The organism is Sandarakinorhabdus sp., assembly GCF_031430775.1.
Lineage (GTDB): Bacteria > Pseudomonadota > Alphaproteobacteria > Sphingomonadales > Sphingomonadaceae > Sandarakinorhabdus.
Genome location: NZ_JANPCD010000127.1, coordinates 12,885 through 35,199, shown reverse-complemented (window position 1 = coordinate 35,199; position 22,315 = coordinate 12,885). Strand labels below are relative to the sequence as shown.

The 22,315-nt window shown below is 64.8% G+C and carries 21 protein-coding genes; 4 read left to right on the top strand and 17 right to left on the bottom strand.

Annotated elements, in window-relative coordinates:
* A partial coding sequence (locus RMQ73_RS07935) for an AAA family ATPase (protein ID WP_310497589.1) occupies positions 1-904 on the bottom strand: 904 nt, incomplete at its 3' end.
* Positions 905-1,037: 133 nt separating this feature from the next.
* Here RMQ73_RS07935 and RMQ73_RS07930 point away from each other — a divergent pair.
* Positions 1,038-2,150 carry an endonuclease/exonuclease/phosphatase family protein gene (locus RMQ73_RS07930; RefSeq protein ID WP_310497588.1) on the top strand — a complete coding sequence of 371 codons (1,113 nt, stop codon included), beginning with the start codon at positions 1,038-1,040 and terminating at the stop codon, positions 2,148-2,150.
* 17 nt (positions 2,151-2,167) lie between these two features.
* On the opposite strand, the gene RMQ73_RS07925 is transcribed toward RMQ73_RS07930, so the two are convergent.
* The 4 genes from RMQ73_RS07925 to rpsF all read right to left on the bottom strand — a co-directional run bounded on the left by RMQ73_RS07925 (position 2,168) and on the right by rpsF (position 3,891).
* Positions 2,168-2,449, bottom strand: a complete 282-nt coding sequence (locus tag RMQ73_RS07925; RefSeq protein WP_310497587.1) for a DUF3297 family protein — start codon at positions 2,447-2,449, stop codon at positions 2,168-2,170.
* A gap of 101 nt (positions 2,450-2,550) precedes the next feature.
* Positions 2,551-3,174: a 50S ribosomal protein L9 gene (gene rplI, locus RMQ73_RS07920; protein ID WP_310497586.1), complete on the bottom strand. Its 624-nt coding sequence runs from the start codon at positions 3,172-3,174 to the stop codon at positions 2,551-2,553.
* Between the two features lie 12 nt (positions 3,175-3,186).
* A complete protein-coding gene (rpsR, locus tag RMQ73_RS07915; protein WP_152578201.1) occupies positions 3,187-3,411 on the bottom strand; it encodes a 30S ribosomal protein S18 in 225 nt (74 codons plus the stop codon).
* A gap of 12 nt (positions 3,412-3,423) precedes the next feature.
* Positions 3,424-3,891: a 30S ribosomal protein S6 gene (rpsF, locus tag RMQ73_RS07910; RefSeq protein ID WP_310497584.1), complete on the bottom strand. Its 468-nt coding sequence runs from the start codon at positions 3,889-3,891 to the stop codon at positions 3,424-3,426.
* 189 nt (positions 3,892-4,080) lie between these two features.
* On the opposite strand from rpsF, the gene RMQ73_RS07905 reads away from it, so the two are divergent.
* A complete protein-coding gene (locus RMQ73_RS07905; RefSeq protein WP_310497583.1) occupies positions 4,081-4,602 on the top strand; it encodes a gluconokinase, GntK/IdnK-type in 522 nt (173 codons plus the stop codon).
* Here RMQ73_RS07905 and RMQ73_RS07900 read toward each other — a convergent pair.
* The 5 genes from RMQ73_RS07900 to miaA all read right to left on the bottom strand — a co-directional run bounded on the left by RMQ73_RS07900 (position 4,586) and on the right by miaA (position 11,276).
* Positions 4,586-6,124 (bottom strand): 2-isopropylmalate synthase, encoded by a 1,539-nt coding sequence (locus tag RMQ73_RS07900; RefSeq protein WP_310497582.1) that lies wholly within the window; start codon positions 6,122-6,124, stop codon positions 4,586-4,588. The genes RMQ73_RS07905 and RMQ73_RS07900 overlap by 17 nt on opposite strands.
* Before the next feature lie 237 nt (positions 6,125-6,361).
* Complete coding sequence (gene ilvC / locus RMQ73_RS07895; RefSeq protein ID WP_310497581.1) at positions 6,362-7,381, bottom strand: ketol-acid reductoisomerase; 1,020 nt, start codon at positions 7,379-7,381, stop codon at positions 6,362-6,364.
* Positions 7,382-7,505: 124 nt separating this feature from the next.
* Positions 7,506-8,015, bottom strand: a complete 510-nt coding sequence (ilvN, locus tag RMQ73_RS07890; protein ID WP_310497580.1) for an acetolactate synthase small subunit — start codon at positions 8,013-8,015, stop codon at positions 7,506-7,508.
* Positions 8,015-9,763, bottom strand: a complete 1,749-nt coding sequence (locus RMQ73_RS07885) for an acetolactate synthase 3 large subunit (protein ID WP_310497579.1) — start codon at positions 9,761-9,763, stop codon at positions 8,015-8,017. Before RMQ73_RS07885 ends, ilvN begins: the two co-directional genes overlap by 1 nt.
* Before the next feature lie 622 nt (positions 9,764-10,385).
* A complete protein-coding gene (gene miaA, locus RMQ73_RS07880; protein ID WP_310497577.1) occupies positions 10,386-11,276 on the bottom strand; it encodes a tRNA (adenosine(37)-N6)-dimethylallyltransferase MiaA in 891 nt (296 codons plus the stop codon).
* Here miaA and serB point away from each other — a divergent pair.
* Complete coding sequence (gene serB / locus RMQ73_RS07875) at positions 11,275-12,165, top strand: phosphoserine phosphatase SerB (RefSeq protein ID WP_310497576.1); 891 nt, start codon at positions 11,275-11,277, stop codon at positions 12,163-12,165. The two genes, miaA and serB, sit on opposite strands and share 2 nt — an antisense overlap.
* Here the strand turns inward: serB and gatB are convergent.
* The 4 genes from gatB to gatC form a co-directional block, all read right to left on the bottom strand.
* Positions 12,162-13,640, bottom strand: a complete 1,479-nt coding sequence (gene gatB / locus RMQ73_RS07870) for an Asp-tRNA(Asn)/Glu-tRNA(Gln) amidotransferase subunit GatB (RefSeq protein ID WP_310497575.1) — start codon at positions 13,638-13,640, stop codon at positions 12,162-12,164. The two genes, serB and gatB, sit on opposite strands and share 4 nt — an antisense overlap.
* A 7-nt stretch (positions 13,641-13,647) precedes the next feature.
* Complete coding sequence (locus RMQ73_RS07865) at positions 13,648-16,164, bottom strand: AMP-binding protein (protein WP_310497574.1); 2,517 nt, start codon at positions 16,162-16,164, stop codon at positions 13,648-13,650.
* Positions 16,165-16,320: 156 nt separating this feature from the next.
* On the bottom strand, positions 16,321-17,778 hold the full coding sequence (gene gatA, locus RMQ73_RS07860) for an Asp-tRNA(Asn)/Glu-tRNA(Gln) amidotransferase subunit GatA (protein ID WP_310497573.1): 1,458 nt from the start codon (positions 17,776-17,778) through the stop codon (positions 16,321-16,323).
* Positions 17,778-18,065, bottom strand: a complete 288-nt coding sequence (gene gatC, locus RMQ73_RS07855; RefSeq protein WP_310497572.1) for an Asp-tRNA(Asn)/Glu-tRNA(Gln) amidotransferase subunit GatC — start codon at positions 18,063-18,065, stop codon at positions 17,778-17,780. The genes gatA and gatC overlap by 1 nt, the downstream gene beginning before the upstream one ends.
* A gap of 79 nt (positions 18,066-18,144) precedes the next feature.
* Here gatC and RMQ73_RS07850 point away from each other — a divergent pair, with 79 nt between their 5' ends.
* Complete coding sequence (locus tag RMQ73_RS07850) at positions 18,145-19,245, top strand: alpha/beta fold hydrolase (protein ID WP_310497571.1); 1,101 nt, start codon at positions 18,145-18,147, stop codon at positions 19,243-19,245.
* 21 nt (positions 19,246-19,266) lie between these two features.
* Here RMQ73_RS07850 and RMQ73_RS07845 read toward each other — a convergent pair whose 3' ends face one another.
* The 3 genes from RMQ73_RS07845 to RMQ73_RS07835 are packed head-to-tail and all read right to left on the bottom strand — an operon-like array spanning position 19,267 to position 22,279.
* Positions 19,267-20,940 carry a D-aminoacylase gene (locus RMQ73_RS07845; protein ID WP_310497570.1) on the bottom strand — a complete coding sequence of 558 codons (1,674 nt, stop codon included), beginning with the start codon at positions 20,938-20,940 and terminating at the stop codon, positions 19,267-19,269.
* 47 nt (positions 20,941-20,987) lie between these two features.
* Positions 20,988-21,569 carry a PadR family transcriptional regulator gene (locus RMQ73_RS07840; protein WP_310497569.1) on the bottom strand — a complete coding sequence of 194 codons (582 nt, stop codon included), beginning with the start codon at positions 21,567-21,569 and terminating at the stop codon, positions 20,988-20,990.
* A gap of 56 nt (positions 21,570-21,625) precedes the next feature.
* Positions 21,626-22,279 carry a PEPxxWA-CTERM sorting domain-containing protein gene (locus tag RMQ73_RS07835; RefSeq protein ID WP_310497567.1) on the bottom strand — a complete coding sequence of 218 codons (654 nt, stop codon included), beginning with the start codon at positions 22,277-22,279 and terminating at the stop codon, positions 21,626-21,628.
* Positions 22,280-22,315 lie beyond the last annotated feature (36 nt).

Below are 22,315 nucleotides of genomic sequence, written 5' to 3'. Positions count from 1 at the left end.
GGGCATTGCTGTCGGCCAGGCCGATATCCTCGCTGGCAAAACGCACCAGCCGGCGCAGCAGGTACAGCGGCTCTTCGCCCGCCGTGAGCATCCGTTCGAGATAATAAAGCGCCGCATCAGGATCGGAGCCGCGCAGCGCCTTGTGCAGCGCCGAAATCAGCCCGTAATGCCCCTCGCGGTCCTTGTCATAGACCGGCATGCGACGGTGCAGGAATACGGCCAGCGCGTCCGGCGCCAGCGGTGCGTCGCTGGCCAGCGCAAACAACGATTCGGCCTGGCCCAGCAGAAAACGCCCATCGCCATCGGACGACGCTACCAGCGCGGCGCGGGCATCGCCCGTGAGTGGCAAGGCGCGGCCCATCACGCCTTCGGCGCGGTCCAGCAGCAGCGCCAGCGCCGCCTCGTCCAGCCGGCGCACGATCAGCACGCGCGCCCGGCTGAGCACTGCGGCGTTCAATTCGAAGCTGGGATTTTCCGTGGTGGCGCCAACCAGCGTGACGGTGCCGTCCTCAACAACGCCCAGGAATCCATCCTGCTGGGCGCGGTTGAACCGATGGATTTCGTCCACGAACAACAGCGTTTTCTGTCCGGTCCGCGCCGCTTCACGCGCTTCGGCAAACAGCTTTTTCAGTTCGGCCACGCCCGAGAATACCGCCGATATGCCGACAAAGCGCAGCCCCACCGCCTCGGCCAACAGGCGCGCGATGCTGGTCTTGCCGGTGCCTGGCGGTCCCCACAGGATGAGGCTGGACAGGCTGCCGGCCGCCACCATGCGCCCGATGGCGCCGTCTGGGGCGGTCAGATGGTCCTGCCCCACAACTTCGGCCAGGCTGCGCGGGCGTAGCTGTTCAGCCAGCGGCGGTATGCCGGCGGGCATGTCTTTGGCAGCGAACAGGTCAGCCATGACCGATCACTCGCCGATAACGCCCGCGTCGCGCAAGCGCGCAGTTAGACAAAAGGTCGCGCACGCGCGCAGTTGTACGAGCGGCTGGTCGCAGGCGGCAAACTTTGGCAAGATACTGTGGGGAGAATCGCTCATGCGCCTTGCCGTTTTCAACGTCGAAAACCTGTTTGATCGCCCAAGGGCGATGAACCTTGACAGCTGGGCCAATGGCAAGCCGATTCTGGATGCCTTCGCGGCCCTCACCAAATTGCTTGGCGAGCCGGTCTATACCGCCGCTGCCAAGGCCGAGATGACCGCGCAGATGACCAGCCTGGGGCTGGACAAGGACGATGAAGGGCCGTTTGTAGTTCTGCGACGCAGCCGGGGCAATCTGTTGCGCCGGCCGCGCACCGGCGGCATCGAGATCACCGCTGCTGGCCGTGCCGACTGGATCGGGTCACTGGAACTGCGGCGCGAACCGATCAACGAAAACGCCGTGCGCAACACCGCCCGCGTGATCGAGGCGGTGGGCGCCGATGTGCTGGGCGTCGTCGAGGCCGAAAACCGCCCCGGCCTGTCGGCGTTCAACGAAATATTGCTGCCATCTGTCGGTGGCCGGGCGTTCCGCCATGTCATGCTGATCGACGGCAATGATCCGCGCGGCATCGATGTCGGGCTGATGACCCGCAGCCGCTATCCGATCGGCGTGATGCACAGCCGTGTCGATGACCGCAATGACCGGGGCGTGCCGCTGTTTTCGCGCGACTGCCCGGATTTCACCATCACCACAGCGGCCGGAAACCGGCTCGTTGTCATGGTCAACCACCTCAAAAGCAAGGGTTTTGGTAGCCCGGCCAGCAACGACGCCCGGCGCATGGCCCAGGCGACGCGGGTCGCCGACCTGTATCGCGCGCAGATTGCAGCGGGCCAGGCCCATGTCGCGATCCTCGGCGATTTCAACGACACGCCGGGCAGCGCCCCGCTGGCGCCGCTGCTGGCGGGAACCGATCTCAAGGATATATCGGCACTGCCCGGTTTTGCCGATGGCGGCTTTGCCGGCACATTCGGCAGCAGCAGCGGGCGTGAAAAGTTCGATTATATCCTGTTGTCACCGGCGCTGTTTGCGCTGGCCAGCCGCGCCGGGGTGGAACGGCGCGGCATGTGGGCGGGGGTGCGCCCACGCAAATGGGAGATGTTCCCCGAAGTCACCCGCGAGGTCGAAGCGGCATCAGACCATGCCGCGCTATGGGTGGACCTGGATTTTTGAGCCCTGGCTTTTGAGACTCAGCTCTTGAACCAGGGTTCGACCTTGCCCTTGAGCTTGATGGTCAGCGGCTGGCCCTTGCGATCGAGGCTTTTGCCGGCGGCGACGCGGATCCAGCCTTCGGAGACGCAATATTCCTCGACGGTGGTCTTTTCGACGCCCTCGAAGCGGATGCCGATGCCGCGTTCGAGCAGCGCCGGTTCATAGAATTCGCTGCGCGGGTTGACCGACAGGCGGTCAGGCGGCGTGTCGATGGCCGGCACTTCGGCGGGCACGACGGGTTCGGGTGCGGTGTCAGTCATGACCCGCCTCTTGCCCGGCCCGGCCCGGGGGTCAAGCCCAGAAAGCAAAACGGCCGCGCTCCCGGGGGAGCGCGGCCGTCATGACTGGTGCAAAACGCGGCTCAGGCCTCGTCAGCAACCTCGGCGGCAACCTCGGCAACACCGTCGTCATCGGCGATGTCGTCGGTCGGCAGGGTGCCCGGCTCTGCGTTGGGGTCATAGGCTTCGGTGAAGCCCGTTTCCTCACGTTCGAACATGTCGGCGTTGACGTCGACACCCTTGGCCTGCAGCTCGGCTTCTTCGGGCGAACGTGCGATGTTGACCTTGACCATCACGGCGACTTCGGGGTGCAGAGCAACCTTCACGTCGTGCACGCCAAGCGTCTTGATCGGCTTGTCGAGAACGATCTGGTTCTTGAGCACCTTGTGGCCGCCAGCGGTCAGCACTTCGGCAAGATCGCGGGCTGCGACCGAACCATAAAGCTGACCGGTGTTCGATGCCGAACGGATCATGGTGACGCTGGCGCCATCAATGTCCTTGGCTTCGCTGCGGGCAATATCGCGGCGCTTGGCGTTGTCGGATTCGATCCGGGCGCGGTCGGCCTCGAACTTCTTCTTGTTGGCTTCCGATGCGCGCAGCGCCTTGCCGCGCGGCAGGAGGAAGTTGCGCGCAAAGCCGGGTTTCACATTGACGACATCGCCAATGCTGCCAAGCTTTTCGACGCGTTCGAGCAGGATGACTTGCATGTGATCTGCTCCTTACTTCACGAGGTAGGGCAGCAGGCCCAGATGACGAGCGCGCTTGATGGCCTGGGCCAGTTCGCGCTGCTTCTTGCCGGACACGGCCGTGATGCGCGACGGCACGATCTTGCCACGCTCGGACACGAAACCCTGGAGCAGCCGCACGTCCTTGTAATCGATGACGGGGGCGTTGGCGCCCGAGAAGGGGCAGCTCTTGCGGCGGCGGAAAAATGGACGTCCCATGTGCTTTTCCCCTTAACCAGCGAACGCGCGCGGGGCGCGGTCTTCGCGGCCACCTTCGCGAGGCCCATCACGGCGGGGACGTTCCCCGCGCGGCGGACCATCACGGTCACCACGGCCTTCGCGGCCACCCTCACGGCCACCTTCGCGGCCTTCACGGTCGCCGCGGCGGGTCATCGCCGACGGCTCGGTGGGCAGCGCTTCGGTGCGCACGGTCATGTAACGGATGATATCTTCGTTGAGCGCGACCTGCCGCTCAAGCTCGTGCACGGCAGCTGCCGGGGCATCGATGCTGAGCATGACGTAATGCGCCTTGCGATTCTTGGCGATGCGATAGGCCAGCGTGCGCAGGCCCCAATATTCGTTGTTCGCCACTTGACCGTCATTGTCGGTCAGGATCTTGGTAAAGCCTTCCGTAAGCGCTTCGACCTGGGCCTGTGTCAGGTCCTGTCGCGCCAGAAAGACATGCTCGTAGAACGGCATGTTCATCTCCTCTGTCCGATCGCTGATGGGGGCACCGTGCCCACACCCCTCCGGCTTGCGTCAACGCACATGACGGGGCTGGCCCGGCAAATACGAAGCGGCGCCTATGAGGCAAGGCCGCCAAGATTGCAATCGATTCATTGCAACCGCTACATTGCAACGGGCTCGGGGCCGGGGCACGGTGGCGGCATGACACCCCCACTCATCGTCGTCGGCGGCGTTGCCGGATGCGGCAAGACCACGCTTGCCGCTGCCATTGCCGCTGCTGCCGGCCTGCCATTTCGCGATGGCGATGAACTGCACCCGCCGGCAAATGTCGCCAAGATGGCCGCCGGCAACCCGCTGACCGATGCCGATCGCGCGCCCTGGCTGGCGGCCTGCGCCGCGCAGCTGGCGGCTTGGGGCGCAGCAGGCAGCGGCGGCGTCATCAGCGCGTCTGCATTGAAACGCCAGTACCGCGACACGCTGTATGCCGCGCACCCCTCCGTGCGCTATGTGCTGATTTCTATCACGCCAGCCCTTGCCGTAATCCGCGCCAAAGCCCGCACCAAATCAGGCTCGGGGCACTTTTGGCCCGCCGCGCTGACCGCCAGCCAGTTCGCCATCCTTGAATTGCCGGCGCCCGATGAAGGCGCCGTTGTCGTCGCGGCGAACTGGCCAACACCACGGCAGGTCGGCGCAGTCCTGAGCGACCTCAACCAGCTGCGCTGAGCGGGGATTTCCCGCGTTTGACCATCAGCTTGTTGAGCGCATTGACATAAGCGCGGGCGCTGGCGACCAGCGTGTCCGTGTGGGCGCCGGTGCCGCGCACGGTGCGCCCGGCTTCGGCCAGCACAACGCTGACTTCGGCCTGCGCGTCCGTCCCTGCCGTCACGGCATGGACCTGATAGAGTTGCAGCACGGCATCGTCATGCGGCACCAGCTTGCGGATGGCGTGGAACAGTGCATCGACGGGGCCATTACCGCGTGTTGCTGCCGTCACTTCCTCGCCGTCGATATGCAGTGTCAGGATCGCCCTTTGCGGGCCGTTGCTGCCGCAATACACCTCGACTTCGCTGACCTGGATACGGTCATGGCCGCGCAGCACTTCGTCATCGACCAGCGCGACGATATCCTCGTCGAACACCTGCTTCTTGGCGTCGGCCAGATCCTTGAACCGCTTGAAGGCATCGCCGAATTCATTGTCGGACAGGTCATAGCCCATTTCCGACAGCTTCTGCCGGAACGCCGCGCGGCCGGAATGCTTGCCGAGCACGAGATTGGTGGCGCCCATGCCAACGCTTTCGGGAGTCATGATCTCATAGGTGCTGCTGTCCTTGAGCATGCCGTCCTGATGAATACCGCTTTCATGGGCAAAGGCATTGGCGCCGACGATGGCCTTGTTGGCCTGAACGGCCATGCCGGTGATGCCGCTGACCAGCCGGCTGGCGCGGGTGATTTCGGTGGTGACGATGCCGGTACGCACCGGCAGCACGTCGTGGCGGACGCGGATCGCCATGGCGATTTCCTCGATGGCTGCATTGCCGGCACGCTCGCCGATGCCATTGACAGTCGCCTCGCACTGCCGCGCACCCGCCATGATCGCCGCCAGCGTGTTGGCCACCGCCAGCCCGAGGTCGTTGTGGCAATGCGTGGAAAAAATCGCCTTGTCGGCATCCGGCACGCGCGAAATCACGTCGCGGAACATGGCGCCATAGGTTTCGGGTGTACCGTAACCCACCGTATCGGGCAGGTTGATCGTGGTGGCGCCGGCGCGAATGGCGGCTTCCACGGCGCGGCACAGATAGTCGGGGTCGGACCGGGTGGCGTCTTCGGCTGACCATTCGACATCCTCGCACAAGCTGCGGGCATGGCCGACCGAGCGCGCGATGGCTTCGAGCACCTGCTCCGGCGTCATGTTCAGCTTGGCGCGCATATGCAGCGGCGATGTCGCGATGAAGGTGTGGATGCGCGGCCGGCGCGCGTGCTTCACCGCCGCCCAGGCGCGGTCGATGTCGCCGGCGGCGGCGCGCGCCAGGCTTGCGACGATGGCCGTCTCGCATTGGCGGGCGACTGCGGACACGGCTTCGAAATCACCTTCGCTGGCGATGGCAAAACCGGCTTCGATGATATCGACACCCAGCGCTTCGAGCTGGGCGGCCACTTTCAGCTTTTCTTCGAGGTTCATGGAGCAGCCCGGCGATTGCTCGCCGTCGCGCAGGGTGGTGTCGAAAATACGGATATGGTCGGTCATGGGCCTGGCCTGTCTTGAAATGGGGTTGCTGCCGGGCATTTCTGCTCGGTGGCGGGATGGTCCCTCAGGCGCGGTGGCTCGAACCCCGATGGGCGAGCAGAAACATCGCGCCTAAGGGCGCGTAAGTCGAAGCAGCAAGGCACCAGATGCAATCACATTGTCATCATGCCTGCTGGTGGCGCGCGTGTCCAGACAGTGCGGCACCCTTCTCGCAAGCGGGAGAGGGGTATCCAAACCTCAATTCTTCGCCTTGTCCACCAGCGCGTTCTTGCCGATCCACGGCATCATGGCGCGCAGCCTGGCACCGACTTCCTCGATCGGATGGGCCTTGGCGGCGATGCGCGCGGCCTTCAATTCCGGCTGGCCGGCGCGGTTGTCGAGGATGAAGTTCTTCACGAACCGGCCGCCCTGGATATCGGCGAGCACGCGCTTCATCTCGGCCTTGGTTTCAGGCGTGATGATGCGTGGCCCGGTGGTGATGTCGCCATATTCGGCGGTGTTCGAAATCGAATAGCGCATGTTCGCGATGCCGCCTTCATACATCAGGTCGACGATCAGCTTCACTTCGTGCAGGCACTCGAAATAGGCCATTTCTGGGGCATAGCCGGCTTCGGTCAGTGTTTCGAAACCCGCCTGGATGAGATGGGTGAGGCCGCCGCACAGCACAGCCTGTTCACCGAACAAGTCGGTTTCGCATTCCTCCTTGAACGTCGTTTCGATGACGCCCGAACGCCCGCCGCCGATGGCCGAGGCATAGGACAGTGCCACGTCATGGGCATTGCCCGAAGCGTCCTGATGGATGGCGATCAGGCAGGGTACGCCGCCGCCGCGTGCATATTCGCTGCGCACGGTATGGCCGGGGCCTTTCGGCGCGATCATGAACACATCGATGTCGGCGCGCGGCTCGATAAGCTGGAAATGCACATTGAGACCGTGCGCGAACGCCAGCGCCGCGCCGGGCTTCATGTTGGCATGAAGGTCGTCGGCATAGATGGTGGCCTGATGCTCGTCGGGAGCCAGCACCATGATGACATCGGCCCAGGCGGCGGCTTCGGCATTGCTCAACACCTTGAAGCCGGCGCCGGCGGCCTTTGCGGCCGTAGCCGAGCCGGGGCGCAGCGCGACGGCCACATCGGCAACGCCGCTGTCGCGCAGGTTCTGGGCATGGGCATGGCCCTGGCTGCCGTAGCCGACAATCGCGACCTTCTTGGACTTGATCAGGCCGACATCGGCATCGGCATCATAGTAAACGCGCATGATATGTGTCCTTGTTCGTTACCCCCCATGCAGGCGGGGGTCCATCACCGGACCGGTCCGCCTGCACGGTTGGTGCAGCTGTTGGATCCCCGCCTGCGCGGGGATGACGTGAAACCCTATACCTTCAAACCGCCTCTGCCCCCCGAGCGATGGCGACAACCCCGGTGCGCGCGACCTCGACAAGGCCGACCTCGCGCATCAGGGCAATGAACTGGCCGACTTTTTCAGTCGATCCGGATACTTCGAAAACGAAACTGCTTGTGGTGGTATCGACGGGGCGCGCCCTGAAAATATCCGCCAGCCGCAGCGCCTCGACGCGCTTGTCGCCGACGCCGGCAACCTTGACCAGCGCCATCTCGCGCTCGACGTGCGGGCCGTGCGCCGTGAGGTCGAGGACGCGGTGGACGGGCACGATCCGGTCAAGCTGGGCGATGATCTGCTCGATGACCGGCGGCGGGCCGGAGGTGACGACCGTGATGCGGCTGACGGCATGGTCGTCGGACACATCGGCCACCGTCAGGCTTTCGATATTGTATCCGCGCGCCGAGAACAGCCCGACGATACGCGCCAGCACGCCGGCTTCGTTGTCGACGAGGATGGACAAAGTGTGGCGTTCAGAGGGGAGATGTTTCATCACACCAGCGCCTTTGCATCTTCGTCCGCCTCGCCGCGTTCATCGGCCGCCGACAGGATCATGTCGGTATGCGACGCCCCCGACGGGATCATCGGGAAGCAGTTGGCGAGCTTGGTCACCCGGCAATCGACTATGACCGGGCCGTCATGCGCCAGCATGGCTGCGATACCGGCATCGAGATTGTCGGCTTGATCGATAACGATGCCCTTCCAGCCATAAGCCTCTCCCAATTTGACGAAATCGGGCAGCGAATCGGAATAACTCTCCGAATAGCGCGCGCCATGGTTCATCTCCTGCCACTGGCGGACCATGCCCATGTATTCGTTGTTGATGATGAAGATCTTGACCGGGAGGCGATATTGAATCGCTGTGCCCAGCTCCTGGATGTTCATCTGGATGCTCGCTTCGCCGGCAATGTCGATGCACAGGGCGCCGGGATTGGCGATCTGCGCGCCGATGGCCGCCGGCAGGCCATAGCCCATGGTGCCCAGCCCGCCGCTGGTCAGCCATTTGTTCGGTTCATGGAAACCGAAATGTTGCGCTGCCCACATCTGGTGCTGGCCGACCTCGGTGGAGATGATCGGCTTTTTGGCGCGGGTCATTTCATACAGCCGCTTGATGGCGTGCTGGGGCATGATATCGCTGCCCTTCTGCTGGAAGCTGAAGCTGTCGCGCGCCCGCCAGCCGGCAATGTCCGCCCACCAGCCGCCAAGGTCTGCCGGCTTCTTGCCGCGTGCGCGCCACAGCTTGAGCATGTCTTCCATGACGCTGCCGACATCGCCGATGATGCCGAGATCGACGCGCACCGTCTTGTTCACCGATGAGCGGTCGATATCGACATGGATTTTTTTCGAATGCGGCGAAAACGCATCGAGGCGCCCGGTGACCCGGTCATCGAAACGCGCGCCCAGGCAGATCATCAGGTCGCAGCGGTTCATCGCCATATTGGCTTCATAGCTGCCGTGCATGCCCAGCATGCCGAGGAACTGCGGATGATCGTCCGGCATGGTGCCAAGCCCCATCAGCGTCGATGTGACGGGCGCGCCGGTCAGCTTGGCAAGCTCGCGCAGCAACTGCGTTGCCACCGGGCCGCTGTTGATGATGCCGCCGCCGGTATAAAAGATCGGCCGCTGCGCCGCGCTGAGCATTTCCACCGCCGCCTCGATGCTGGCGAGTTCGCCCTTGATCTGCGGCTTGTAGGTCTTGTGGCCGATGGTACCGGGGCGGGTGTATTTCGCCTTCATGATCTGCACATCCTTGGGGATGTCGATCACCACCGGGCCGGGCCGGCCGGAGCGGGCAATATAGAATGCCTCGTGCAGCACCGGGCCAAGCTTGGCCGTCTCCTTGACGAGGTAATTATGCTTGGAACAATGCCGCGTGATGCCGACCGTGTCGCATTCCTGAAAGGCGTCGCTGCCGATCAGATGCGTCGGCACCTGGCCGGTCAGCACGACGATCGGCACCGAATCCATCAGCGCGTCGGTGATGCCGGTGACAGCATTGGTGGCACCGGGACCCGACGTGACCAGCACGACGCCGACCTTGCCGGACGAACGCGCATAACCTTCGGCGGCATGCACTGCAGCCTGTTCGTGGCGGACCAGGATGTGGCGAATGCGGCCCTGCTGAAACAGCGCGTCATAAATCGGCAGGACGGCCCCGCCGGGATAGCCGAATATAACCTCGACCCCCAGATCGCTGAGAGCCTGAACAGTGATTTCGGCGCCGGTCATTTCCGTGGCCATGACAATATATCCTGCCTGTGTGTGGGGCAGGCGGGGATTAGGACAAGGAAATTAGCAGGTCAACCAGTTTTCGCGCAATTTATGAATAATTCAGCCGGTCAGGACACAACTTCCTGAAGGCCCCGGCGGCGACGCAGCATGGCGCCAGTCACGACCAAGGCTGTCAAACCCCCCACGACTTCCAGCACCGAACGCCCCGAAGCGTCGATCGACCGGCGTACAGCAGCATCCGATGTCGCCGATTGGAGTACGATCGTCGGAGAAGCGGCAGGAAAGGCGACCGGGACCGCCGCGCCCAAGGGCCCCGCCATCATGGCAAGGCCGGTTCCGATACAAAGCCTACGCAACGCCATTACAATCACCTGATAACCATGTTGCGTTGCACAAGACCATGTGATTGTAAAAATCTCGTGAAATTCAGGTAAACTCTCGGTAACATTCGAGATTATTTCCGGGATAAATGACGCAGAGCAACAAGAACAGATGTGCCGCACCGGTGGGGATCGCAAACATGCGGGCGACCGGGCGGGCTCGGATCAAGCTACGACGGATGCGCGGGCTCGGTTGCATCGCAGCGCAGTCATCGAAGGTGATGATGGCGAAGCGGGGCATGTGGCCACCTTCATCCCGCCAGTGCCGCCTCCAGCCCGGCCACGTCATCGGCCGCCACCCGCGGCCAATGCGCCACCTGGTTCCGCGCCCAGGTCAGCTGCCGTTTTTGGTATTGCCGCGTTGCTGTCGTCGCCTCGGCAATTGCCGCGTCGATCGTCATGCGGCCAGCCGCCACCGCGCCGAATTGCGGCACCCCCAGCGCCCGCAACACCGGCCGGTCGTCCGCCAGCCCGCGTGCCATCAATGCCGCAACCTCATCCAGCGCGCCTGCGTCCACCATCGCCCGCAACCGTGATTCGGCGCGCACCTTGAGCAGCTCTCTTGCACAATCAACCACGACCGCCCGCACCGCCACTGCGCCGCCGATGCCGCCCACCCGCGTTGTCTGCCAATGCAACAGCGATTGCCCGCTTGATCGGACTACCTCCAGGCCCCGCAGGATCCGCTGCCGGTCCGCCGGCATCAATCGCGCCGCCAGTTCGGGGTCCTCGCGCCCCAACGCCGCTGCCGCGTCCGCCGTGTCCATCGCCCGCACTGCTGCCCGAACCGCAGCATCAATCTGCGGCACCGGCGCTATGCCGTCGATCAAGGTTGTCAGGTACATCCCCGTCCCGCCAACCAGGATCGGCACCCGCCCGGTCGCCAGCACCTGCGCAATCGCTGCCTTTGCCATCTCCGCCCAGCGCGCCGCGCTCGCTGCGTCGTCGCCGTCCAGCACGCCGTACAAAAGGTGCGGCACCGCCGCCTCATCGGCCGGCGAAGGCCGCGCGCTGACCACCGCCAGATCGGCATATAGCTGGCTCGCATCGGCATTTATGATGGTCCCGCCGATGCGTTTTGCCAACGCCATCGCCAATGCCGACTTGCCGCTCGCCGTCGGCCCTGCAATGACCGCCACCATGGAACCGCTTGCTGCCACCTTGCTCGTCACTCTTGTTGCCGAAGGCTGCTTGTCGTCTGCCGACGCCGCCACCGCAAGCGACGCCTTGCGCGCCCTTGGCGCCGAACCCGGCCCGCTGGTCTGGCTCGACCAGGGCGACGCCGCCGACATGCGCGCATCCGGCGTCACGGCGGCAGCGGCACGCGCGGCGCTCGAAGCCGCGCTACCCGCCGTCGATGTCATCGTCCAGAGCGCCGATGCACCCCGGCGCAAGGCGCTGCTGATCGCCGACATGGATTCGACCATGATCACGGTGGAATGCATCGACGAGCTGGCCGATTATGCCGGCATCAAGGCGCAGGTGGCCGCCGTGACCGAGGCGGCGATGCGCGGCGAGCTGGATTTCGCCGAAGCATTGGATGCCCGCGTGGCGCTGCTGGCCGGCATGGACGCCCGCGTGCTCGAACAATGCCGTATCGAGCGGGCGCGGCTGATGCCCGGCGCGCGAACGCTGGTGCGGACCATGGCGGCAAATGGCGCTCACACGTTGCTGGTATCGGGCGGCTTCACTGCCTTCACCGTGCCCGTGGCCGCCGAAATCGGCTTTGCCGCCCAGCACGCCAACACGCTGGTCATCGAGAACGGCCGCCTGACCGGCAAGGTCGCGCGGCCCATCGTCGATGCCGCCACCAAGCGCGCGCGGCTGCTGGCGGCGGGCGTGCCGCTGCCGGCGACAATGGCGGTGGGTGACGGCGCCAACGACATTCCGATGCTGGAAGCCGCCGGGCTGGGCATCGCCTATCATGCCAAGCCCAAAGCCGCTGCTGCAGCCGACGCCGCCGTGCGCAGCGGCGACTTGACGGTGCTGCTGCGCGCGCAAGGCTACAGCCGCAGCGACTGGATGGATTAAGCCGCGCCGAGCAGCGCCTTGAGGCGTTCGTTGACCACACCGGGGTTGGCTTTGCCGCCCATGGCTTTCATCGTCTGGCCGACGAAGAAACCGAACAATGCCTCCTTGCCGGCCTTGTACTGTTCGACCTTGTCGGCGTTGCCGGCGATGATCGCGGCGATGGCGGCATCGATGGCGCCGGTATCGCTGACCTGTTCCAGCCCGCGCGCCGCCACGATGGCCGCCGGGCCTTCGCCGGTTTCTATCATTGCCTCAAGCACCTGCTTGCCGATCGAGTTGGAAATCTTGCCCGATCCGATCAGCGCCAGCAATTCGGCGGCATGTGCCGGCGACACCGGGCTGGCCTCGATGGCGGCGCCGATTTTCTTCAGCGCACCGAACAGTTCCGACGTCACCCAGTTCGCAGCAGCGGTCGCTGAGCCGGTACCGATCCCGGCAATCACCGCATCGAAATAACGCGCGGTTTCAACATCGGCGGTCAGCACGGCGGCGTTATAGGCCGAAATTCCCAACACGTCGGTATAACGCGCGCGTTTGGCCACCGGCAATTCGGGCAGGCTGGCAAGGCAGTCGGCGACATAGGCATCGTCGAATTCCACCGGCAGCAGGTCGGGGTCGGGGAAATAGCGATAGTCGTGCGCGTCTTCTTTCGACCGCATCGACCGGGTGGTAGCGGTGGCGGGATCGAACAGCCGGGTTTCCTGCACGACGGTGCCGCCGCCCTCGATCAGATCGACCTGGCGGCGGGCCTCCACCTCGACGGTCTGCATGATGAAGCGCACGGAATTGACGTTCTTGGTTTCGGTGCGGGTGCCAAAGGGCGCGCCGGGCTTGCGGACCGACACGTTGACATCGGCGCGCATCGACCCTTCGTCCATGTTGCCATCGCAGCTGCCGACATAGCGCAGCAGCTGGCGCAGCGCCGCAACATAGGCGCCAGCCTCGGCGGGAGAGCGAATATCGGGCTTGGAAACGATTTCCATCAGCGCGCAGCCGCAGCGATTGAGATCGACATAGGACATGGTCGGGTGCAGGTCGTGCACCGATTTGCCGGCATCCTGTTCCAGATGGATGCGCTCGATTCCGACAACGCTCTTGTCGCCCGCTTCGGTTTCGATGGCGATGGCGCCTTCGCCGACGATGGGATGATAAAGCTGGCTGATCTGGTAGCCCTGCGGCAGATCGGCGTAGAAATAATTCTTGCGGTCAAAGCGCGACCATTTGTTGATCTGCGCATTCAGCGCCAACCCCGTCCGGACCGCCTGGCGCACGCATTCGCCGTTCAGCACCGGCAACATGCCGGGCATGGCGGCATCGACCAGGCTGACCTGCGAATTCGGCTCGGCACCAAAGCCGGTGGCGGCCCCCGAAAACAGCTTGGCGTTGGCAGTAACCTGGGCGTGGACTTCAAGACCCACGACGATTTCCCAATCGCCGGTGGCGCCCTTGACGGTGTAGGTGGCGGTGTCAGTCATATCGCCGCTATGGCGCAGGCGCCGCCGGCTTGGCAAGCGGGCGCGGCGTTCGCGCCGCCCATAATTCCTGCGCCTGTTGCAAGACCACCCCCAGCGCCACAGCCATCACCAGCGTGGCATAGGGCGCGACATAACCCAGCCGCAGTTCAATCAGGTTGATGACAATCAGATGCGTCAGATAAATCATGAAACTGGCCTTGGCGACGGCGATGACAAGCGCTGCGGCCGGGCGCGGCAGCGCGATGCGCGGCACGAATCCGATGACCGTCAGCACGCCGACCGCCCATGCCAGCCGCGAGCTGGCCATGCCCCAGTCGCCCATGGCAAAGACCGCCGCGACCGCAATCAGCGCCAGCCGGTGCGCGGGGCGCGTCAGCACCGCCGCCGCCCAGCCAAGTGCGACATAGGCCAGATTGGCATCAAAGCCCCGGTGCTGAAGCTGCTGCTGGTCGAGCAGCAATGCACCGCCGGCCTTGAGCAGCGCGGCACCGGCCAGGAACGCCACGGCAAATGCCTTCGGCCGTTCGGCAGCCAGCGTGCGCGCCGCCGGCACCGCCATGATGCCGGCAGTGATGAGCAGACACTGCGCCACGGCTTCGAGGAACCAGTAAGGCTCCAGCATGTCGCCGAAATGGCCGAAAAGATTGCCGACAAGCAGAAGCAAATGCCAATCGAGTTGCTGCTTGTAGAGGCCATAAGCCAAGAGAATGACGATGTAGGGCAGCATCACGCGCCTGAAGAAATCACCGACCACGCGCAACCGGTCGGCACCGAGCAGCCGCTGCTGCTGGAACCGCGCCAGGTTGAAACCGAACAGGATCATCAGCGCCAGCGCGCCGCCGCCAATGCCGGCGCCCGGCCCGGCAACATGCACGCCGGTATGGACCAGCACGACACCGGCAATAGCGGCGGCGCGCACCACCAGATCGCTGTCCACCCGGCGCAGCCAGCCGCGCACCGGCGGTGCCGCCGGCTGCAAGGCCGCCAGCGCCGAAAGGGACATTGACGGCCAATCGCCAGGCAACTGCCCGATGATATCCTCCAGCGCGATGGCGAAAGTGACATGGCCAAGCGAATCGCCGCCAAGCGTAGTGAAGCTGTCATCCGGCGCGATGGCGCGGCCCGGAAAACTGCGGGCGAACACGGCGGCGACATCGCCGGGATTTTCGCTGGCATCGGCCTGCGCTGCAAGCACCATGGCACGCGCCCCGCCGTGATCGGGCTTGCCGGTGGGAAGGCGCGGCAATTCGGTGCAGGCTGCGGTGAGGAATGCATCTGCCGGCAGCCCGAAATGGGCCGCCAGATCGCGCGCCAGACCAACCGGCGCCGGGCCGGTGTGCAATATGGTCAGCGCCTTGTCATCGCCGCCGACAAGCGCGGCGATGCCCCGGCCGGCCAGATGCGCCTCCACGGCGTCATGGCTGACACGAAGCCCGAACAGCTTGCTGAACCGGCTCATGCGGCCCGTGATGCGAAACAGGCCATCGGTTGTCTGCTCGGCCAGATCGCCGGTGTGCAGCGCATCAAGCTCCGGCCCTCGCGCCAGATCGGCGGGCGCGCTGGCATAGCCCATCATCACATTGGGGCCGCGATAGACCAGTTCGCCCATGGGCTCGGTTGCGCTCAGGCTGCCGCCCGGAATGGCGATGCCGATGCAATCGGCATGGGTCACCGCCAAGTCCGGCGGCAGATAGGCGATGCGAGCCGTTGCCTCGGTCTGGCCGTACATGACGAAAAAGCGTTTGCCGCACGCCGCCGCCCATTCGGCATAGGTCTGCACCATATCGGCGGGCAGGCGCCCGCCGGCCTGGGTGAGGGTGCGCAGCGCCGGCAAGGCGCGCCCCCGAAGACCCATCCGCTCGAACAGTTCATAGGCATGCGGCACGCCGGCCAGATGGGTGATGCCATGCGCCTCCATCTGCTGCCAAAAGGCCGGGTCGCTGACCGATGTTTCCGTCAGCAGAATCGCGGCGCCGGCGGCAAGGTGCGAATTGAGCACCGACAGGCCATAACTGTAATGCAGCGGCAGGCTGGTGACCGCCCGGTCGGTTGGAACGATGCCGAGATATTCGGCAATGGACGCGGCGTTGCTGGCGATGTTGCGCGCCGACAGTCGCACCAGCTTGGGGCTGCCGGTGCTGCCGGATGTGGACAGCAGGACAGCCAGATCGGGATGCAGGTCGGCGCCGGCGGCGGTCAGCGGCTCGCCGGGCATCCACGGCGCATAGGCCGCGCGCACCGCCTTGCCGACAAGGCTGTCGGTATCGTCCATCAGGATCACCGGATAGCGGCGGCGCAGGCAGGCGAGATAGAAAATGACGGCATCGGGCGTCGCGGCCATCGGCAGCGCGACCAGGCAGCGCACCGGCGGCAGCGGCGCCGCATCAGCCGCAGCAGCAAGCGCGGCATAGCTGATGACACGGCCATCGGCACAGATCAGCGCCGGCCGGTCACCATGGCTGGCCAACGCTTCGGCAAAGCCGATGAGGTCGTCATGACACGGCGGCGCGGCTGTCAGGGACATGAGCCCTGCCCGCTTCGCTTTGTGAAATAACGACGCAATACCACTGGTTCGATTGTCCTTTTCCTGCCCGAAAAGACGCTCTTAACGTGCCTGCGACGACTTTGCACAGGCAAGATTTGACAATTCCGGGTCGCGGGGCCGTTCAGCCCCGGCGCCTCACGCCGGCCGCGCGGCGAACCCCGCCGCACGTTCAATGGCACGACCGGCATCCAGCACGCCGGCTTCGTCCATCGGTCGGCCGATGATCTGCAGGCCCAGCGGCAGGCCTTCGGGTGACAGCCCGGCCGGCACAGACATTGCCGGCAAACCCGCCAGCGACGACGGCACCGTGAAAACATCGTTGAGATACATGGCCAGCGGATCGGCTTTTGCACCGAATTCGAATGCCGCCGAAGGCGCCGTCGGTGTCAGCAGCACGTCGCATTGTTCGAATGCCAGCGCGAAATCGCGGGCGATCAACGTGCGGACCCGCTGCGCCTGGGTATAATAGGCGTCATAGAAACCCGCCGACAGCACATAGGTGCCGATCATGATGCGGCGTTTGACTTCCTTGCCGAAGCCGGCGGCGCGGGTGGCGCCGTACATATCGGCCAGATTGCCGCCCGGCGGCGTCACGCGCAGGCCGTACCGCACGCCGTCATAGCGTGCGAGGTTCGACGAAGCCTCGGCGGGCGCGATGATGTAATAGACCGGCAGGGCGTATTTCGTGTGCGGCAGAGACACATCGACGATGGTGGCGCCGGCATCGCGCAGCCATGCAATGCCCTGGTCCCACAGTGCGGCAATGACGGGGTCCATGCCATCGAGGCGATATTCGCGCGGGATACCGACGCGCCGCCCACGCATGTCGCCGGTCAGCCCGGCAGCGAAATCGGGCACCGGCACATCGAGCGAGGTCGAATCCTTGGGATCGTAGCCGCACATGCTGGTCAGCAGAATCGCGCAATCCTCGACGGTGCGCGCCATCGGCCCGGCCTGGTCGAGCGACGAGGCAAACGCCACAACGCCCCAGCGCGAACACCGCCCATAGGTCGGCTTGATGCCGGAAATACCGACAAACGCCGCCGGCTGGCGGATCGAGCCGCCGGTATCGGTGCCGGTGGCGCCGGCCGCAATACGCGCTGAAACAGCCGCAGCCGAGCCGCCGGACGAGCCGCCGGGCACCAGTTCGGCATTGCTGCCCGCCGCGTGCCAGGGCGAGATCACCTTGCCATAGGCGCTGGTCTCGTTCGACGAGCCCATGGCGAATTCGTCCATGTTGAGCTTGCCGAGCATGACGGCGCCGTCACGCAGCAGATTGCCCGACACGGTCGATTCATACTGGGGAATGAAGCCTTCGAGGATTCTGGAACCAGCCGTGGTCTGCACGCCCTTGGTGCAGAACAGGTCCTTGATACCCAGCGGAATGCCCGCCAATGGCCCTGAAATGCTGCCGGCATCCACGGCGCGTGCGGCGGCGCGGGCGATTTCGGGCGTTTCGACGACATAGGCGTTCAAATGCCGATGGCTGGCCATGGCGGCCAGGTGCGCATCGGTGAGTTCGAGCGCCGTGAAATCACGGGCGGCAAGGCCAGCACGCATCTGCGCGATGGTCAGGTCAACAAGGGTGGGCATTATTCGATCACCTTGGGAACGGCGAAAAAGCCCGACGCAGCATCTGGGGCATTGGCCAGCACGGCGTCCTGGATGCCGCCATCGGTCACGACATCAGCGCGCCACGCCAGCGTGATGGGGATTACCGCCGTCATCGGCGCGACGCCGCTGGTATCGACCTCCCCCAATTGCTCGACCCACCCCAGTATGCCGTTCAGTTCGCCGACCAGCGGCGCCACATCGGATTCGGGCAGGGCGATGCGCGCCAGGCGCGCGATCTTGCGGACGGTATCGGCATCAACAGACATGCCACGCCGCTAGCAGGGCGGCGGCGCTGCAACAAGTGGGGGATGGCCGCGGACGCGGCAAAAGGCTAGCGTTGCGACCATGATCCGGTCCCTGACACTCGCCCTTGGCCTCATGCTGGCCGCCCCTTCGCTGGCGCAGCCGAGCGTTACGCCGTTCCCGGCACAGCCGGTTGGCACACTTGCCGTGGCCGAGACAGATTTCACCGCCAGGGATTTCCGCTTTGCCGATGGCAAGGTGCTGCCACAGCTGAAACAGCATTACCGCACGCTGGGCCAGCCGGACCGCAATGCGCAAGGCGAGATCATCAATGCCGTGATGGTGCTGCACGGCACCGGCGGCACCGGCGCACAGTTTCTTGTGCCACAATTCGCGGTCGAGCTTTTTGGCCCCGGCCAGCCGCTGGATGTGGCGCGCTATTTCATCATCCTGCCCGATGCCATCGGGCACGGCGCATCGTCCAAGCCTTCCGACGGTCTGAAAATGGCGTTCCCGGCCTATGATTATGCCGACATGGTGCGGGCGCAAAAATTGCTGCTCGATCATCTGAAGGTCGGCAAGCTGCGGCTGCTGATGGGCACGTCGATGGGCTGCATGATGGGGTTCCAGTTCGGCACCGATTATCCGCAAATGGCACGCGGGATCATGCCGCTGGCCTGCAACACGGTGCCGCTGGCGGGGCGCAACCGGCTATGGCGGCAGATGGCCATCGACGCCATCAAGGCCGATCCGGTTTGGAATGGCGGCAACTACACGCCGCCGCCGCTGGCCGGTCTCAAGGTCGGCATCGCGCTCCAGGTGATGGCCAGTTCCGCGCCGGTGCGCATGCAGGCGATGTGGCCGACGCGCGAAGCCTCGGACGAAGCCGCAGCGACATTGATGGCGCAGGGGCTGGCCGCCAGCGCCGATGCCAATGACCGGATCTTCCAGCTTGAGGCGTCGCGCAATTACAATCCCTCGCCGCTGCTGGCGCGCATCCCCGTGCCTGTGACATGGGTTAACAGCGCCGATGATTTCATCAATCCGCCGGGCTTGGGCCTTGCCGAACGCGATGCCGCCAAGCTGCCGCAAGGGCGCTTTGTGCTGATTCCCGAAAGCGCCGACACGCGCGGGCATTCGACGCACACCTGGGCGAAATTCTGGAAGGGCGAACTCACGGACCTGCTCAGGCGCAGCGAATAGGCATACGCAAGCGGGCCGGGTTCAGGCCGGGCATTTCCCCGTCCCCGGTCCCTTCACGAACCGCCCGGACACCGCGCCGGTCGGCTCGCCGTCCTTGAGCACCTGCACGCCATTGACGAACACCTGGCCCACGCCGGTGGCATATTGCGCGGGCTTGGCGAAAGTCGCGTGGTCGGTGATCGCTGCCGGATCGAACACCACGACATCGGCAAAATAACCGGCCTTGAGCATGCCGCGCTGCTTGATGCCCAGATTGGCCACCGGCAGCGACGTCAGCCGCCGCACCGCATCGGCCAGCGTCGCGGTTTTCTCCTCACGCACATATTTCCCGAGCAGGCGCGCGACATTGCCATAGGCGCGCGGATGATCCTGGCTGAGCAGGAACACCCCTTCCGCCGACGGCGCGCCGGCATCGGAGCCAAAGCTCATCCACGGCAGCGCGGTCTGGCGCTTCACATTGGCCTCGTCCATCAAGAAATAGGCGGTGCCGACGCGGCTGCCATCCTCGATGACCAGATCGATGGCCGTGTCCTCGGGGCTGGTGCCGCGCAACCGCGCGACCTCGCCCAAAGTCTTGCCGGTCAGCGGTTTCAATGCCGGATTCTTGAAGCCCAGCAGCAGCACATTTTCCGGGCTGCCGGCACGCTTTTGCAGATTTTCCCAATCCGCGTTTTCGTCCATCATCTCGGCCTTGACGCGGGCGCGGATGGCGGGGTCCTTCAGCCGTCCGATCCACGCTTCCAGCCCGCCGGCCTGCACCCATAGCGGCATGGCGGCATCAAGGCCGGTCGCGCCGGCGGTGTAATTGTACATGTTGGCAGTGATCCGCACGCCCTGGCTGCGCGCCGCCTCGATCTTGCCGATGATGGTGTCGAGTTTGCCCCAGTTCTTCTTGCCCGACATCTTCATGTGCCAGATTTCGGCCGGGCCGCCGGATTGGCGCGCAATATCGATCAGCTCGTCCACCGCCTGTTCGATGCGGTCGCCTTCGGACCGCATATGGCTGATGTACATGCCGCCGCACGCCGCACTGGCGCGGGCCAGCGCGATCAGTTCGGGCGTTTCCGCATAGGCTGCCGGCGCATAGATCATCGAGCTGCCCAGCCCCAGCGCGCCTTCGTTCATGGCGGCGCGGACCAGCCCCTGCATCGATTTCAGCTGCTCGGGCGACGGATCGACATCGCCTTCGCCCAGTTCATGGACGCGCACCGTGGTATGGCCGACAAAGCTGGCGACATTGGGCGCGATGCCCTTTTTCTCCAGCGTGTTCAGATAGTCGCCCAAAGTCGTCCAGGTGATGGGGAATTTGATATCATCCTGCCGCTGCACGTTCAGCCGCTTCATTTCGGCATTCAGCGGCCCCATCGACCAGCCCTCGCCCATGATTTCCAGCGTCACGCCCTGACGGACATCGCTCTGCGCCCGGCCATCGACCAGCAGGCTTTCGGTCGCCCAGCTCAGCATGTTGACGAAACCCGGCGCAATGGCTTGCCCGCGCGCGTCGATGGTGCGGGCCGCCTTGGGCGCGCGGCCACGCCCGATGCGCTCGATCCGGTCACCGGTGATGCTCACCCAACCCTTGTACGGCTTGGCCCCCGAACCATCGACGATCAGGCCATTGCCGATGACCAGATCGGCAGATAGCGCCGGGCTGGCGATGACAGCGGAGGCAAGGAGAAGGGCGGCAAAGCGCATGGCGGATCCTTTATTGACCCGCCAAGGCTATGCCGGGGCGCAGCCGCTTACAACCGCTCGATCTTGCGCGCCGCCTCGTCGAGGATGGCAGCAATGTCGAAGGCGGTGTCCTTGCCGGCGCCATCGGCGGCCATGCGGGTCTGCACTGCCATCCTGATGTTGGCCATGCCGCGCCGCACCGGGCCAGTTTCGTCGGGCGCCGCTGCCGCCGCCATTTCGGCCAGCCTGGCCAGCAACCCGGCGAGCGTATCGGCAGCCCCGTCAAGCTCGGCCTGACCGGCAGGTGTGATGGCAAAGCGCCGGCGGCTGCCATCGGCTTGCTCCTCGACCATGCCCTGATCGGCGAGCAGCGTCAGCATCGGATAGACCATGCCGGGGCTGGGCGTGTAGAATCCGCCCGACAGCGCGCCGATCTCCTTGATCAGTTCATAGCCATGGCGCGGCGCATCGCTGATGAGCTTGAGCAACAGCATGCGCAGCGCATCGCCGTCAAACATCCGCCGCCGGCCAAAGCCGCCGCGCATCGCCTGCCCAGCCATTTCCGCGCCGAACGCCTGTGCGAATGCCGACCAGCGCGCGCCCTGGCGATGTTCGCGGCGGGAGCCGCCGCAATGGGTTCTGAAGTGCATTTTGGGGTTCCTTGAGTTGTTATAATAAACTCAAGATATATCTTACCGGCGAGATTTCAAGGCTGTTGATGTGCAAGATACTGAATACGTCGCCGCCGTTCCGTCGCGCCGGTCAAACCAAAGCCCATGATCAGCATCGTCCAAACCGCCGGCTCGGGGACATCGTTGGTGAACCGAACCGAAAATGCGCTGAAGGTGGCCGGCGGCACTGGCCCCGGCGGTCCGTAGGGCAGCACGGCGCTATCGAGGTGGATGACGACACGCATGCCATCGAACGCTAGCGGTCCGCGTTGGCGTTGGCGGACGCCCGTGAAGGCGACGGCTGGATTGCGGTCGAAGACGCCAGTGCGTGGACCCGTTGTCTCGTTCACGGCGCCGGCGGGATTGATGAAACTGAAAGTCGCGGTCGATTGATACACCGTACCCGTGGCGCCAGTGCCGCCAAACACCGTGAATTGCACGATGGAGGGAAGAAAACCGAGGTTCAACTGCGCTCCGCCGACAAATGTCAGCGTGACGTCAAGCGTATCACCGGGATCAAATGCAAAGGCGGGCAAATATTGCGTATAATAGCCGGGGTTTCGGTCCGACGGCCCCGGGAAGGTATAGGGCCGGTCGAGCACGGCATTGACCACGGTTGTCACCGCCTGCGCCGCCGTGCTGCCCAGAAGCGCTGCCACCAGCGCCAGAACCACCGATCGCTTGTCCATTGCCAGCTCCAGTCGGAACGCGTTCCATTCTTATCA

Excerpts from the sequence above, each read along its gene's own strand:
- rpsR (WP_152578201.1), bottom strand. The coding sequence starts at position 3,411 with ATGGGACGTCCATTTTTCCGCCGCCGCAAGAGCTGCCCCTTCTCGGGC.
- ilvC (WP_310497581.1), bottom strand. The coding sequence starts at position 7,381 with ATGCGCGTTTACTATGATGCCGATGCCGATGTCGGCCTGATCAAGTCC.
- RMQ73_RS07835 (WP_310497567.1), bottom strand. The coding sequence starts at position 22,279 with ATGGACAAGCGATCGGTGGTTCTGGCGCTGGTGGCAGCGCTTCTGGGC.
- RMQ73_RS07930 (WP_310497588.1), top strand. The coding sequence starts at position 1,038 with ATGCGCCTTGCCGTTTTCAACGTCGAAAACCTGTTTGATCGCCCAAGG.
- RMQ73_RS07840 (WP_310497569.1), bottom strand. The coding sequence starts at position 21,569 with ATGCACTTCAGAACCCATTGCGGCGGCTCCCGCCGCGAACATCGCCAG.
- ilvN (WP_310497580.1), bottom strand. The coding sequence starts at position 8,015 with ATGAAACATCTCCCCTCTGAACGCCACACTTTGTCCATCCTCGTCGAC.
- RMQ73_RS07885 (WP_310497579.1), bottom strand. The coding sequence starts at position 9,763 with ATGGCCACGGAAATGACCGGCGCCGAAATCACTGTTCAGGCTCTCAGC.
- RMQ73_RS07865 (WP_310497574.1), bottom strand. The coding sequence starts at position 16,164 with ATGTCCCTGACAGCCGCGCCGCCGTGTCATGACGACCTCATCGGCTTT.
- RMQ73_RS07925 (WP_310497587.1), bottom strand. The coding sequence starts at position 2,449 with ATGACTGACACCGCACCCGAACCCGTCGTGCCCGCCGAAGTGCCGGCC.
- gatA (WP_310497573.1), bottom strand. The coding sequence starts at position 17,778 with ATGCCCACCCTTGTTGACCTGACCATCGCGCAGATGCGTGCTGGCCTT.
- RMQ73_RS07900 (WP_310497582.1), bottom strand. The coding sequence starts at position 6,124 with ATGACCGACCATATCCGTATTTTCGACACCACCCTGCGCGACGGCGAG.
- rplI (WP_310497586.1), bottom strand. The coding sequence starts at position 3,174 with ATGCAAGTCATCCTGCTCGAACGCGTCGAAAAGCTTGGCAGCATTGGC.
- RMQ73_RS07845 (WP_310497570.1), bottom strand. The coding sequence starts at position 20,940 with ATGCGCTTTGCCGCCCTTCTCCTTGCCTCCGCTGTCATCGCCAGCCCG.
- gatC (WP_310497572.1), bottom strand. The coding sequence starts at position 18,065 with ATGTCTGTTGATGCCGATACCGTCCGCAAGATCGCGCGCCTGGCGCGC.
- RMQ73_RS07850 (WP_310497571.1), top strand. The coding sequence starts at position 18,145 with ATGATCCGGTCCCTGACACTCGCCCTTGGCCTCATGCTGGCCGCCCCT.
- serB (WP_310497576.1), top strand. The coding sequence starts at position 11,275 with ATGGAACCGCTTGCTGCCACCTTGCTCGTCACTCTTGTTGCCGAAGGC.
- gatB (WP_310497575.1), bottom strand. The coding sequence starts at position 13,640 with ATGACTGACACCGCCACCTACACCGTCAAGGGCGCCACCGGCGATTGG.
- RMQ73_RS07905 (WP_310497583.1), top strand. The coding sequence starts at position 4,081 with ATGACACCCCCACTCATCGTCGTCGGCGGCGTTGCCGGATGCGGCAAG.
- rpsF (WP_310497584.1), bottom strand. The coding sequence starts at position 3,891 with ATGCCGTTCTACGAGCATGTCTTTCTGGCGCGACAGGACCTGACACAG.
- miaA (WP_310497577.1), bottom strand. The coding sequence starts at position 11,276 with ATGGTGGCGGTCATTGCAGGGCCGACGGCGAGCGGCAAGTCGGCATTG.